General features: G+C 44.5%; 16 protein-coding genes. 13 read left to right on the top strand and 3 right to left on the bottom strand.

The window, feature by feature from the left end; translation table 11 throughout:
• Nucleotides 1–5 precede the first annotated feature (5 nt).
• Nucleotides 6–914 carry a COX15/CtaA family protein gene (locus SFC25_RS12660; protein WP_411215628.1) on the bottom strand — a complete coding sequence of 303 codons (909 nt, stop codon included), beginning with the start codon at nt 912–914 and terminating at the stop codon, nt 6–8.
• A 265-nt stretch (nt 915–1,179) separates the two neighbouring features.
• Here SFC25_RS12660 and cyoE point away from each other — a divergent pair, with 265 nt between their 5' ends.
• From cyoE to coaD, 9 genes are all read left to right on the top strand, one after another.
• Nucleotides 1,180–2,115 carry a heme o synthase gene (gene cyoE / locus SFC25_RS12655; RefSeq protein WP_411215627.1) on the top strand — a complete coding sequence of 312 codons (936 nt, stop codon included), beginning with the start codon at nt 1,180–1,182 and terminating at the stop codon, nt 2,113–2,115.
• Nucleotides 2,116–2,216: 101 nt separating this feature from the next.
• Nucleotides 2,217–2,738 (top strand): GNAT family N-acetyltransferase, encoded by a 522-nt coding sequence (locus SFC25_RS12650; RefSeq protein WP_411215626.1) that lies wholly within the window; start codon nt 2,217–2,219, stop codon nt 2,736–2,738.
• Nucleotides 2,739–2,818: 80 nt separating this feature from the next.
• On the top strand, nt 2,819–3,844 hold the full coding sequence (locus SFC25_RS12645) for a CAP domain-containing protein (protein ID WP_411215625.1): 1,026 nt from the start codon (nt 2,819–2,821) through the stop codon (nt 3,842–3,844).
• A 99-nt stretch (nt 3,845–3,943) separates the two neighbouring features.
• Complete coding sequence (gene ylbD, locus SFC25_RS12640) at nt 3,944–4,369, top strand: YlbD family protein (protein ID WP_411215624.1); 426 nt, start codon at nt 3,944–3,946, stop codon at nt 4,367–4,369.
• A gap of 15 nt (nt 4,370–4,384) precedes the next feature.
• Nucleotides 4,385–4,618 (top strand): YlbE-like family protein, encoded by a 234-nt coding sequence (locus SFC25_RS12635; protein ID WP_411215623.1) that lies wholly within the window; start codon nt 4,385–4,387, stop codon nt 4,616–4,618.
• Between the two features lie 50 nt (nt 4,619–4,668).
• Nucleotides 4,669–5,106, top strand: a complete 438-nt coding sequence (locus SFC25_RS12630) for a YlbF/YmcA family competence regulator (RefSeq protein WP_411215622.1) — start codon at nt 4,669–4,671, stop codon at nt 5,104–5,106.
• A gap of 102 nt (nt 5,107–5,208) precedes the next feature.
• Complete coding sequence (locus tag SFC25_RS12625) at nt 5,209–5,484, top strand: YlbG family protein (protein WP_411215621.1); 276 nt, start codon at nt 5,209–5,211, stop codon at nt 5,482–5,484.
• 196 nt (nt 5,485–5,680) lie between these two features.
• Nucleotides 5,681–6,265: a 16S rRNA (guanine(966)-N(2))-methyltransferase RsmD gene (gene rsmD, locus SFC25_RS12620; RefSeq protein WP_411215620.1), complete on the top strand. Its 585-nt coding sequence runs from the start codon at nt 5,681–5,683 to the stop codon at nt 6,263–6,265.
• The gene (gene coaD, locus SFC25_RS12615) at nt 6,262–6,738 is read left to right on the top strand and encodes a pantetheine-phosphate adenylyltransferase (RefSeq protein ID WP_411215619.1); all 477 of its coding nucleotides are present in this window, start codon (nt 6,262–6,264) and stop codon (nt 6,736–6,738) included. Before rsmD ends, coaD begins: the two co-directional genes overlap by 4 nt.
• Here the strand turns inward: coaD and ylbJ are convergent.
• Nucleotides 6,735–7,919, bottom strand: coding sequence for a sporulation integral membrane protein YlbJ (ylbJ, locus tag SFC25_RS12610; RefSeq protein ID WP_411215864.1), 1,185 nt, complete (start codon nt 7,917–7,919; stop codon nt 6,735–6,737). The genes coaD and ylbJ overlap by 4 nt on opposite strands.
• Before the next feature lie 175 nt (nt 7,920–8,094).
• On the opposite strand from ylbJ, the gene SFC25_RS12605 reads away from it, so the two are divergent.
• Nucleotides 8,095–9,117 carry a SepM family pheromone-processing serine protease gene (locus SFC25_RS12605; protein ID WP_411215618.1) on the top strand — a complete coding sequence of 341 codons (1,023 nt, stop codon included), beginning with the start codon at nt 8,095–8,097 and terminating at the stop codon, nt 9,115–9,117.
• A 33-nt stretch (nt 9,118–9,150) separates the two neighbouring features.
• Here the strand turns inward: SFC25_RS12605 and SFC25_RS12600 are convergent, their stop codons facing one another.
• Complete coding sequence (locus SFC25_RS12600) at nt 9,151–10,335, bottom strand: nucleotidyltransferase (RefSeq protein WP_411215617.1); 1,185 nt, start codon at nt 10,333–10,335, stop codon at nt 9,151–9,153.
• A gap of 463 nt (nt 10,336–10,798) precedes the next feature.
• Between SFC25_RS12600 and SFC25_RS12595 the strand changes: the two genes are divergently transcribed.
• The 3 genes from SFC25_RS12595 to SFC25_RS12585 all read left to right on the top strand — a co-directional run bounded on the left by SFC25_RS12595 (nt 10,799) and on the right by SFC25_RS12585 (nt 12,124).
• Nucleotides 10,799–11,314 carry a YceD family protein gene (locus SFC25_RS12595; protein WP_411215616.1) on the top strand — a complete coding sequence of 172 codons (516 nt, stop codon included), beginning with the start codon at nt 10,799–10,801 and terminating at the stop codon, nt 11,312–11,314.
• A gap of 31 nt (nt 11,315–11,345) precedes the next feature.
• Entirely contained in the window at nt 11,346–11,519 is a 174-nt protein-coding gene (gene rpmF / locus SFC25_RS12590) for a 50S ribosomal protein L32 (protein ID WP_077309792.1), read from the top strand.
• 128 nt (nt 11,520–11,647) lie between these two features.
• Nucleotides 11,648–12,124 carry an RsfA family transcriptional regulator gene (locus SFC25_RS12585; protein ID WP_411215615.1) on the top strand — a complete coding sequence of 159 codons (477 nt, stop codon included), beginning with the start codon at nt 11,648–11,650 and terminating at the stop codon, nt 12,122–12,124.
• Nucleotides 12,125–12,140: the final 16 nt, after the last annotated feature.

Below are 12,140 nucleotides of genomic sequence, written 5' to 3'. Positions count from 1 at the left end.
CTTTTTTATTGCCCTTTTTCGTATTTCGCACTTCGGAAGGACAGCATGATATAGTATGTCATGATTCCGAAGTAAACACTGATAATCAAGGAATGCATCAGTGCAACAAATAAATTCATTGCTGTAAAGACGACAAGCGCACCTACTACTGCCTGAGATGCCAATAGACAAAAGCTGATGACCCAGCCTTTGGACATTACTGCGTGGTCTTTGTATCGACGAATCACTTGAATCATGATAATGAAAGACCAGACAAGAGCGAGCATTGCTGCACCACGGTGGAGCATTTGTACCATTTGTGCCGTACTCAATCCAAAGAGACTAGGATCAGCGTTGGAGCATAGTGGGAAATCTCCACATACAAGGCTTGCATTCATGTGACGTACAAGTGCTCCGGTATATACAACCATATAAATGAAAATTGTATGAAGATAAAATTGGATTCGCATCCCTTTACGGATGACAAGCGCACGGGCATCAAACTTCTTGTCCACTTCGAAGACGATTAGCGTCAGCAGAAGAACAGAAGCGAATGAGATAAGCGAGATCCCGAAATGCAAAGCCAATACAGTGTCAGACTGCTGCCAAACAACAGCTGCTGCACCAATCAATGCCTGTATGACAAGAAAGGCTACTGCCATGATGGACAGAAACTTAACTTCCCGAATATGACCGATTTTACGCCAAGCGAGTATAGCCAGCAATAGAATGACGATCCCCATTGTGGAAGAAACAAATCGGTGGGCAACTTCTATGATAAGTTCAGGAGTGATATTGGTTAATGCTCCTTCACATAACGGCCAGCTTTGTCCGCAGCCATCCGCTGAACCTGTCTTGGTTACTAGGGCACCGCCAAGCAGGATGAACAGCATACCTATGGTGCTGATCACAGATAAGGTTTTCAATAATTTCACGAATAAACACCTCTTATATACAAACTTATAGATAAGACAAAACATTAAGCCTATCGTAACATGAAATCAATTTAAAGAAGGACAAATTTCTTGTCAATTTTATGACCTGTGCTTAACAGCTGTAGTGAATGATGTGAGCAGATAAGCTATTAGTTCAGCAAATTGTCAAAAACCGTTTTATTTGACGCAGCTGGACGTGTTACAATGTTAAAAGTGTGATAGAATACAAGAATTATGTTTAACCAAGCAGAAAGGATGTGCTGGTGTGGAAAAGATTGAAACAACTTCTTCACAAGTATTGAACGGTGCTGAACAGGCCGATTCTACTACTAGTCTTTGGACAGACTTCAAGGCGCTTATAAAAACTGGTATTATAAATTCAAATCTATTGACTGCTTTCGGCGGTTTCTGGCTCGCCCTTTATATGACGAACCAACAATTCGTCGACCATATCCCAACTTTCATTTACATGATGCTCGGCAGCGGATTGGTCATTGCCGGCGGATGTGTAATCAACAACTATTACGATCGTGATATTGACCATGTGATGAAGCGGACGAAAAAACGTCCGACTGTAACAGGTACGATTCCGCTTTCTGTGGTACTTACTATGGGAATCGGATTTACAGTCCTGGGCGTAGGATTTTTATTCCTGACAACTTGGCAAGCGGCAGCGATCGGTATTTTCGGCTGGTTTGCTTATGTTGTGCTTTATACAATGTGGTCTAAACGCCGCTATACAATCAATACAGCAATCGGAAGTTTCTCCGGTGCGGTTCCTCCGCTAATCGGTTACGCGGCTATCGACGGCGGATTGAGCACAGAGGCATGGATCGTTTTCGCTATCATGTTTATCTGGCAGACTCCGCATTTCTTAGCACTTGCTATGAAAAAAGCAGATGATTATAAGGCTGCCAATATCCCGATGCTGCCTTCTGTATACGGCTTTGGAATTACGAAGCGCCAGATAGTCGTTTATACAGCATGTTTACTTCCGCTTCCATTTTATTTAACTTCACTAGGTACAATATTTGTTATCATCGCCAGTGTGTTGAACGTTGGCTGGCTTGCTATCGGTATTGCTGGATTCTTTATGAAGAATGATTTGAAGTGGGCTACTTGGATGTTCGTTTACAGCCTGAATTACTTAATGATTTTCTTTATCGCACTTGTGGTATTCACAACTCCTGCAATCTTCTAATAAAAGACATCTCCACTATGGAGGTGTCTTTTTTTGTGTTTATATAGTAGGAAGTATCGGGAATAAGAACCATAAATGTGCATCGGAGAGAGGGAAAGTATATGGATATGGAAACACCGCGATTAACAATGAAAGCTATAACACTGGAGATGGGAAAGCAGCTCGTTCGATTTCCGGTTACCTTCTTTTATGAGCAGGAAATTTCGTATGTGACGGATTGGCCGACCAATGCCCTGAAGGCAGAACTGCCCCTTTATTTGGAGGAATTTGAAACTGGACAGACAAGCTTCGGTTTTGGACCGTGGATCTTACATACAAAATATCAAAAGGATATGGTAGGGGACATCTTTATAAAACAACCTTCTCACGATGCTTCTCAAGCTGAGTTGTATTTTGATATTCGCGAGGAAATGCAAGGGAAAAAATATGAAGATGAAGCGATTATCAGCATTTGCGATTGGCTGCTGAAGCACGGTATCGAAACAATCCATGCATTCTGTAAGCCAGAGGAGGAGGAAAAGCAAGAAGTCCTGACAAGATGCGGCTTCAAGAAGCTTGGTCAAGTTGGAGGATTGATTCAGTTCAGGACATATGGTCAGCTGCTTCCCGCAGATGGTATGTGAAGCTTGTCGAAGGAGTCGACTATCTCCTGATTGAATTTTGTATTATAATAGGTGCAACTTATGGAAAGGGGGCAGGATGCATGAAAAGCTTACGAATTGTATTATTGTTACTCGTAGTGGGAGCAGGTGTGCTGTTCTTTTGGAACAAGGATGATTATCTGGCTCCTGCCCAGGATACAAAGTCAGAAGATGCAGAACAAACACCAAAGGCCGAAGCTGCTCAGAAGCCGAATGGAGATATAGAACGGTGGATCAATCAAGCCCCTGAAACTTTAGAAGAAGATCAAGGCGAACCTGATCGTATCGATCAGTCTTCTTACGGATACAAATGGTACATATATGATAAAGGTGATGCATATGCACAGTACGGTGTAAAGGACGGTAGAGTCATTGCTGCCTTTGCTGCCGGTGAAGCATCCCTTGCAAAAGCGCAGCTTGGTGAAAGCCGGGAGGAAGTGGAAAAAGACTATCCTCTTCAAGAAGAAGTGTCTTTCCGATATGACAGCAATCGGTATACATTCAAGCTGAAAGAGAAGGATCGGCAGATACAGCCGCTTGCACAGATTGGTGATGGTTTGTTCGCCCAGTTTTATTTTGATACCTTTGAGGACGAACTGACGGCGGTCCGTGTGTTGACTGATGAACAGCTCGTTATGGAGCGGCCATATGATGTGACATATACAGGACAACTACCTGAGCAGCCACAGCTGTCAAATGAAGAATGGCAGCAGGTGCAGGACGGAATGGAACAGCAAATCATTGAAATAACCAATGTGATGCGTTCGCAATTTGATGTCGCGCCATTGGAGTGGAATGACCAGGTAGCGGCTGTAGCGCTAGGTCATAGTGAAGATATGCAAAAACAGCAGTATTTCTCCCATGTGACGCCAAGTGGTGAGGAGCTTGGAGATCGGCTGGCAGACGGCCAGGTCAGATTCCAAAGTGCAGGTGAAAACATCGCAGCAGGTTATACAGATGCTCCTGCAGCAATGATTGGCTGGCTGAACAGTGAAGGCCATCGCAAGACGATGCTTGACGCAACATATGAAGAACTTGGGGTAGGCGTATATCGTTACTACTACACACAGAACTTTCTTTTACAATAACGGGATTTCCATTGAGGAATCCCGTTTTTCTGTGTCATTTCCCCAAGTCCTTCATACATTGGTCAGAGAGGGTATTTATCTGGTTAGGAGATGAATGTAATGTCAGAAACGAATTTGCATCCATCTATTCAAGCATTCAAAGAATTCGTCCAGCAGCATCCCAAGCTGATTCAGGAGGTTAGGCAGAATCGGGCAGAGTGGCAGCCATACTATGAAAAGTGGGTGCTGATGGGCGAGGAGGATCCAAGCTGGCAGGCATATAAAGATGGACAGCAGGCAAAGGCAGAAGCAGAAACAGAAAAAGAAGCTGAGCAAACGGAAAAGGAATCAGAAGAGACTGGAAATGACATGTTCAACAAGGTGATGGGAATGGCGAATCAGTTAGATTTGCAAAAACTGCAGGGTCATATCCATCATTTAAATGGGGCGCTCGAAAATATTAAGCAATTAATCGGACAATATCAAGGTGTAAAACAACAGCTTCCTTCAAAGAAGAAAACTCCGACATTTTTTCATAAGGACTAAAAAGGAGGTAGAGTGATGCGGCAGGAAATCTATCAAAGGCTGCAGCACCGGGAAGAACTGCTCCGTTTCGTCAGACTTCATCCGGTATGGTACCGTACACTGGCACGTGACCCCGGAACATTCGCAGATTTGGAAAAACAAGCGAATTATTTTTACGGCAAAACTGTCCCGCAGCGTATCGGACAGTTTGGGGATCAGCTCAGCATGGTGAACATGCTGATTCAGATGGCAAGGGCAATGCGGGATTAAACACTTTTCATTTCCCTATTATTTGGTATGATAATAGGGGAGGTGGTTCTATGTTTGCAACTATGGAATTCGTCGAGCTTCTGGAGAAGTCCGAGCAATTGGGTATGATGATCCGTGAGTCGGAAGTGATGGCGGCATATAGCTCCGCACAATCTGCACTCTACCAGAATAGCGAGACGAAAGCTAAAATCGACGCATTCACGGCTATTAAGGAACAGTATGAAGAAGTGCAGCGATTCGGCAGATACCACCCTGATTACAGCTTCATCATGAAGGAAATCCGCAGCAAGAAGCGTGAGATGGATATGGATGCCAACGTTGCGGCATTTAAAATAGCAGAGCGTAATCTGCAAAAACTGCTTGATGATATAAGTGCCAAACTCGCATCAACTGTGAGCGAGAATGTCAAAGCTCCTCGGGCAGGAGCGGCGTTAAAAGACTCTGGCTGCGGCTGTGGGAGCGGCGGCGCCTGCGGGTGTGCGTCCTGACAATATTCCGGTAAGCTTCGGCTTGCCGGTTTTTTTGTGTTGCTCCAAGTGGGCTTGCTTTGCTACACTAAGAAAAAAGCTGTAAAGCGAGGAACATCATTTATGTTGACAAAACGGCAAGGAATCGTCGTATGGTTCCAGCATATGAAGAATATTAAGCAGCTGAAACGGCACGGACACTTGGTTTTCGTATCCAAAAAGCTTAAATATGCGATGATATACGTGAACCTGGAGGAAGCGGAAGAGAAGGAAGCAGCATTGAATAGACTGCCATTCGTCTCTAAGACGGCATTATCTTACCGTCCTTTCATCCGTACTGATTTCGAGAATGCAAAACAAGATAAAGCGAAAGAATACGATTATAAGATTGGCATATAAAAAAAGCCTGCAGGGAAAAGCCCTGCAGGCGCCTTTTGTTTCCAATGAAAACAAACAGGCAAAGGGAGAGGAGAAACCGGAGGAAGAGCTTATGGGGAAACGTAAGTCTTCTCCGTGTTCATGAAGCAGCTATTAGCGTGATAGCCGCTTCAATAGTACAGTATGGACCGGCTTCGGCGGGAATATACATCGTTTTTTGAAGGAGTGGAATGTAATGCGAGTAATCGCTGGAGAGCATAAAGGCAGGGCTTTGAAACCTGTCCCCAATCAATTGACAAGACCGACTACTGATAAAGTAAAAGAAAGCCTGTTTTCGGTACTGGGTCCGTTTTTCGAAGGCGGAGAATGTCTGGATTTGTTCGCGGGAAGCGGAGGACTTGGCATAGAAGCTTTAAGCAGAGGAATGACGCACTGTATCTTTGTGGATAAGCAAGGCAAGGCTGTCGAGACAATCAAACAAAACCTGACTACGCTCAGGCTGACGGAACATTCGGAAGTATACCGGAATGATGCGCTGCGTGCACTGAAGGCAGTTGCAAAAAGAGAGAAGCAGTTTGATTTGATTTTTTTGGATCCGCCTTATCAAAAAATGTCATACGAAGGCCTTCTGGAACAAATCAGTGAAGCAGGTATATTGGGAGCAAACGGACGAATCGTCTGTGAACATGATGCGAAGAAGGAATTGCCGGCATTCATCGCTGGATTGCAAGCTGTAAAACAGGATGTGTATGGGAATACTACCGCTATTACCATCTATCAAGCTGCCCAGGAGGATGAATGATGACGATAGCTATGTATCCAGGTTCGTTCGATCCAGTCACAAATGGTCATGTGGATATCATCCAAAGGGCAGCAGCAATATTTGATAAAGTAATTGTGGCTGTAGCAGTGAACAGCAAGAAAAAGCCGTTGTTCAATGAAGAAGAGCGTATGGAGCTTTTGCGGCAGTCGGTAAGACATATTTCCAACGTATCTGTTCTTAAAGCGGAAGGTCTCACCGTTGATTTTGCCAAACAGCATGATGTGAAGGTTCTGGTCCGCGGTTTGCGGGCTGTAAGTGATTTTGAAAACGAGATGCAGATCAGTGGTATCAATCGTCATCTAGAGCCAGGATTGGAGACTATTTTCATAACAGCTGATTCAGCTTATAGTTTCTTGAGCTCCAGTATCGTGAAGGAGGCAGCAAGCTTTGGGGCTGACATCAGTAAGCTCGTGCCGCCTCCGGTACAAGAAGCCATCAGACATAAATATTAATGTAATCGGCGTTTCAGCAGGATCAATGTACCAACTGCAAGCGTGGTGAGTGTGAAAGCAGGACCAAATGACGAAAGAAAACGAAGCAGCTCCACGGAAGTGTCAGGGGCTGTTTTTTCTTGTAAGAACGTCAGGATACTTGTTTCTTGGTGTCTGGCGTAAAGCGTTCCATAAAGAATAGCAGCTAGTCCAGCCGCAATGAACCCGTGGAGTAAACGGGCAAAAAAGTACGGAGCAAACCTGATATCTGTCTCGGCGAGAATACTTGCGACTTGTGCTTGAACCGAAAAACCATTGAATGCAAGGATGAAGCTGACGACTATAACAGGAAAGAAAAAGTTGGATCCTGATGCTTGAGCGATCATTTGGCCGCCCATAGTAATTTCGAATAAACCTGAAAACATTGGAACAACTAATTCGTCTGGGACTCCGAATATACTGGTAAGCAGTTTTAACCCATAGGCCAGGGAGTCTGTGATGCCCAAAATAAATAATAGCTTATTAAAAACGGAAAACATGATAATGAATCCGCCGATCATAAGTAATGTCTGAATGGAATTTATGACCGCATCTCCAAAGATCTTACCGAAGGGTCTTTTATCAGCCATACGTGTTTCATGCAATTCCCGAAATGCCCGTGAGACCAGTCCCTTTTCCCGTACGTAGGATGAGCGAGGTTCGGAGCGGCCATAAAAGCGCATGCAGATACCGACTAGTATATTCCCCCCGTAATGCGCCACAGCTAGCAGGATGCCAAGCTCTGCTTCTCCAAAAAAGCTTACCGCAATAACACCAACGATGAATAAAGGGTTGCTGGCATTTGTGAAGGAAACAAGCCGCTCTGCTTCAATCTTTGTCAGCTGTTTTTCCTGACGCAGCCGGCTTGTCAGTTTTGCGCCTGATGGATATCCGCTGGCCATTCCCATTGCGAGTACAAAACTCCCAACGCCCGGTACATTGAACAAAGGCCGCATGATCGGCTCACAAAAAACGCCTATAAAACGGACCATCCCAAAAGCAATCAGAAGTTCTGCGGTGATAAAGAAAGGCAGGAGGGATGGAAAGACGACTTCCCACCACATATTCAATCCACGTATGCTGGCCTGCAATGATGGGTCCGGATACATAATCAAGCTGACTGCCAGCAGCAGTGCAGCTCCTGCCAGCATAACCGATTTCATTTTTTGCACAAAGATCCCTCCGATTTATGACAGCTGTACTTCTTGAATTCGAAGTAGTAAACTTAAATTCAGCCTGGATTGTACAGGCTATCTTAACTATACGCGTGCTCAAAAGGGAAATATGCTTCTTCTTCTGAATAAGTAGAGAAAGCGGGCACAGAAGGGGAACTTGTAGATGAAACAGAACACACGATATATTTTGTTCGTTATTCTGCTCCTGATCATCGTCTTCTGTTTTTCCGGAATTTACAGAATGCCATATTATGTATACAAGCCGGGTGCAGCAGATGCTCTTGATCCAATTGTTTCTGTAGATGGCAGTGAGAAGAGTGAAGGTGACATGCATCTCGTCACCGTGCGTGGCGGACAAGCAACACCATTCCAATATGTGATGGCTAAAATCTTGCCCTATCATCAAATTGAAAAACTTGAAGATGTCATTCCTGAGGGTGTTTCCGAGGAAGAATATACACAAGCACAGCTGATGCAGATGGAAAGCTCCCAAGAAGCTTCTACTGTCGTTGCCTATGAGGCAGCTGGTGCAGACCTGCAAATCGATTACAAAGGTGTATATGTTGTATCAGTCGTCAAAGAAATGCCAGCAGATGGCCAGCTCAAGCAGGGCGATCACATCACTTCTGTAGATGAACAGCCAGTGAAGGAAGCGACAGATCTGACGAATTATGTCACGTCCAAACACGTGGGTGATACGATTACCCTGAAAATAGACCGAGATGACAAACAGCTTGAAAAAAAATTAAAGCTGCAAGCTCTGCCTGATACCCAGATACCTGGTATCGGAATTACACTCGTAACCGATCGTGACGTGACGGAGGATCCGGAAGTGACTTTCTCGAGCGGACAAATCGGCGGACCGAGTGCGGGTCTTATGTTCAGCTTGGAAATTTATGATCAGCTGGAAGAAGAAGATCTGACGAAAGGCCTTCAGATATGCGGAACCGGCGAAGTGGATTATGAAGGAAATGTCGGCCGTATCGGCGGAATCGACAAGAAGGTTGTAGCCGCAGATAAAGAAGGCTGCGATATTTTCTTTGCTCCAAATGAACAAGAATCCGAAGATTCGAATTATCAAGTGGCGAAACAAACAGCCGAAGATATCGATACAGATATGAAGGTTGTGCCAGTCGATACTTTTGATGATGCGAAGAATTACTTAGAAGAAATGCCAGCAAAATGATAAAAGGATGCATCGCTTAGATGCATCCTTTTATCATACAAATATAGGGGGGGATATCTCTTGTCTGCGTGAAGCAGCAGCTACTTCAGGTGGTAAAATACTGTAATACGCATCCGTTGCTTGCAATTCGATATCGGCAACAGGATGCATGCCGTCCTTCAATTGAGTATATAACGGAATGTCAAGCTGTTTTTTCCTTGAGGAGAGAAATGCCTGTCCATTTTTCGTCATGCCTAGAATACGGATATAAGGGACTGCTGCACCTAAATATTCGTGTATCAAATGCTTTTGAGTATTTGAAAGTAAATGTACACACACGCGCTGCAGTCTTGTCCAAGTATAGCGTTTCGTTTTGATCAGGGAGAGAAACTGCTGAAAATTCAATGACTGGTTGATGTATTTCTTGAAACGGTACTCCAACCCCTCATCCATTCCATGAATCTGATGCAGTGCTTCGGCAGGTCGCGTTAAGATAAGGTAGCGCAAAAGCGGAAAATAACTTTCCCAGCTGTGTAGTTCCTCCGTTCCCAATAATTCGAACGTCTTTTCTGGCACAGCTGCTTTTACTTCTCGAGACTTCTCATCCTGCCAAGCAGAGCGGATGGATGTGGCACTGGCAATAGGACCGGTAATAGACTGTTCATGATACCCGGCTTGAATACGACGGATTGTATCGACCTTTATTGGCGAATCAAGGGCCTTGGCTGCTCGAAGATATGCAAATCCTAAAATATTATTTGGGCTGCTGAGATCAAGTGTGGAATTGATTCCTGCTAACTCATATGCTGCTCGATTCGCTTCAGGGTAGGAAAAGCCATTTTCCAGTTGCTGTTTCAAAACCGTCTCAAATGCTGATTGGTTTTTTTCCCGTTCCTTTAGAGCTTGATGGAAAGATGCAATAGAGCCGTTCTCAGATCCAAATACAAGATGTTCTACCTTGAGTGCTTCAAGGATGGAAACAGCACCTTTGGCAAACAAATCAGCATGCTGTACCGCAAAAAGGAATGGCAATTCGACAACTAGATCAACACCGGCAGAAAGGGCCGCTTTTGTACGGCTGAACTTGTCCATAATCGCCGGTTCACCACGCTGTGTGAAATTCCCGCTCATTACAGCAATCGTGCAATCGCTGCCGGTTAATTTTTGAGCTTGCTGTATATGATAAACATGACCGTTATGTAAAGGGTTATATTCGACGATGAGGCCGCATGCTTCCATATGAATGCTCCTTTCTATTTTTTTATAGGAGAAAAGATTTATGTAATATCATGCAGTCTCTAAACGGTTCTTTCGCTTTTCGGGTGGTGTCTAGTTCCGAAAACCAGGAGCTGCGCCGGAAGCGATAAATCCCTGCGCGGGGGAGAACACCCACTCTGGGCTTTCTCACTTCCTTCTCCGCTCCTAAACGGTTTCTTTCGCTTTTCGGGTGGTGTCTAGTTCCGAAAACCAGGAGCTGCGCCGGAAGCGATAAATCCCTGTGCGGGGGAGAACACTCACTCTGGGCTTTCTCACTTCCTTCTCCGCTCCTAAACGGTTTTCTCTGCTTTTCGTACGTGTTACAATAGCTTTAATGTTCTTTACTAAGAATATAGGCTAATTATTGCCTTGGTGTAAAGAAAATATATTGACAAAGCTTCTGTTTTTTTTTACAATTACTTTTGTTGCCATGAGGTGAATTAACGTGAAAATTCCGGTTCAAAAGCTTAAAGCTAAAGGTCTTGAACCTTTCGAATTTACAGAGCAAGTGGATGTATCAGACATCCAGGGCAAAAATGATATTCGTCGGATTGATCCGGTGAAGGTCAGCGGTCAGGCGACATCGCATGGAAACGATATAACTGTCAAGTTTGCTGTGGATGGTAAGATGATTCTTCCATGTGCGCGTACGCTGGTAGATGTACCGTATGAATTCCATGTTGAAGCGACTGAACTGTTTACTTTGTCTCCATATGCAAGCGCGGATGACGAGTCAGAGATTCATCCTATTGAGGGAGAACTGCTTGACTTGAAACCGTATATAGAGGAAAATATCCTATTGGATGTTCCTTTCCGTGTTTTCTCCGACGATCCGGAGGCATTGGATAATGCCACGAAACAAGGAGAAGGCTGGCAGCTTGCCAGTGAGGAAGCACAGCAGGACAAGATCGACCCGAGGCTCGAGAAACTGCAAGCTCTCTTGAAAAAGGACGACGAATAAGCATTGTAACGATTGAAGGAGGTGTAGGACCGTGGCAGTACCTAAAAGAAGAACTTCTAAAAAAGTAAAAAACCAACGCCGTACACACAAAAAATTGCATGTACCTGGAATGGTAGAATGCTCTAACTGTGGAGAACTTGCAAAACCACACCACGTTTGCAGATCTTGCGGACATTATGATGGAAAAGCAGTGGTTGAAGCGTAAGAAAGAAAGACGACATCTGTCGGCATAGTGCCGATAGATGTTTTTTTATATTCTATCGTCCGTTTTCTAGTCTAGCATTTTTCCCTCTCGCATACATTGATAGCAGAATAGAAGAGGGGGGAAGCGTTTTGAAGAGTACGAGACAAGATGCATGGTCGGATAAAGAGGATGTCTTATTGGCAAATACAGTATTGGATTTTATCCAGGAAGGAAAGACGCAGCTGGATGCCTTCCGTGATGTGGCGGTAAAGCTCAACCGTACTGCGGCGGCATGTGGATTTCGTTGGAATGCATCACTCCGTCAGTATTACCAAACGGATATCGAAATCGCAAAACAGCAGCGGAAACAACAGCTTCCAGTGTCAGATAAAGAAGCAGCTCCGGTGAGGGATGATAAAGAATCCATCAGCTTGGAAGCAGCTATTGACTTACTTGAAAAAGTGAAACAGAATTTTCAAGTGCCGAGAAACGAACCGCAGGAAGAGCTTCGGACATTGAAAGAAGAGAATGCTAAGCTGAAGGATCAGCTTAAACGGTATCAGGACGCTTGCATAGAAATGGAGAAACTTTGCCGTTGGGTAATCGAGGAAGCTGAGACAAATTAAAAAAAGCCCAGTTGGG

The sequence above is a fragment of the Terribacillus saccharophilus genome (genome assembly GCF_046592595.1).
GTDB lineage: Bacteria > Bacillota > Bacilli > Bacillales > Amphibacillaceae > Terribacillus > Terribacillus saccharophilus_C.
This window is presented reverse-complemented; position numbering and strand designations above follow the sequence as displayed.

Bases quoted from the DNA above. Each gene is read 5' to 3' on its own strand.
- SFC25_RS12600 (WP_411215617.1), bottom strand. From the start codon at position 10,335: ATGGAAGCATGCGGCCTCATCGTCGAATATAACCCTTTACATAACGGT.
- ylbJ (WP_411215864.1), bottom strand. From the start codon at position 7,919: ATGAAATCGGTTATGCTGGCAGGAGCTGCACTGCTGCTGGCAGTCAGC.
- SFC25_RS12650 (WP_411215626.1), top strand. From the start codon at position 2,217: ATGGATATGGAAACACCGCGATTAACAATGAAAGCTATAACACTGGAG.
- coaD (WP_411215619.1), top strand. From the start codon at position 6,262: ATGATGACGATAGCTATGTATCCAGGTTCGTTCGATCCAGTCACAAAT.
- ylbD (WP_411215624.1), top strand. From the start codon at position 3,944: ATGTCAGAAACGAATTTGCATCCATCTATTCAAGCATTCAAAGAATTC.
- SFC25_RS12630 (WP_411215622.1), top strand. From the start codon at position 4,669: ATGTTTGCAACTATGGAATTCGTCGAGCTTCTGGAGAAGTCCGAGCAA.
- SFC25_RS12645 (WP_411215625.1), top strand. From the start codon at position 2,819: ATGAAAAGCTTACGAATTGTATTATTGTTACTCGTAGTGGGAGCAGGT.
- SFC25_RS12605 (WP_411215618.1), top strand. From the start codon at position 8,095: ATGAAACAGAACACACGATATATTTTGTTCGTTATTCTGCTCCTGATC.
- SFC25_RS12625 (WP_411215621.1), top strand. From the start codon at position 5,209: ATGTTGACAAAACGGCAAGGAATCGTCGTATGGTTCCAGCATATGAAG.
- SFC25_RS12635 (WP_411215623.1), top strand. From the start codon at position 4,385: ATGCGGCAGGAAATCTATCAAAGGCTGCAGCACCGGGAAGAACTGCTC.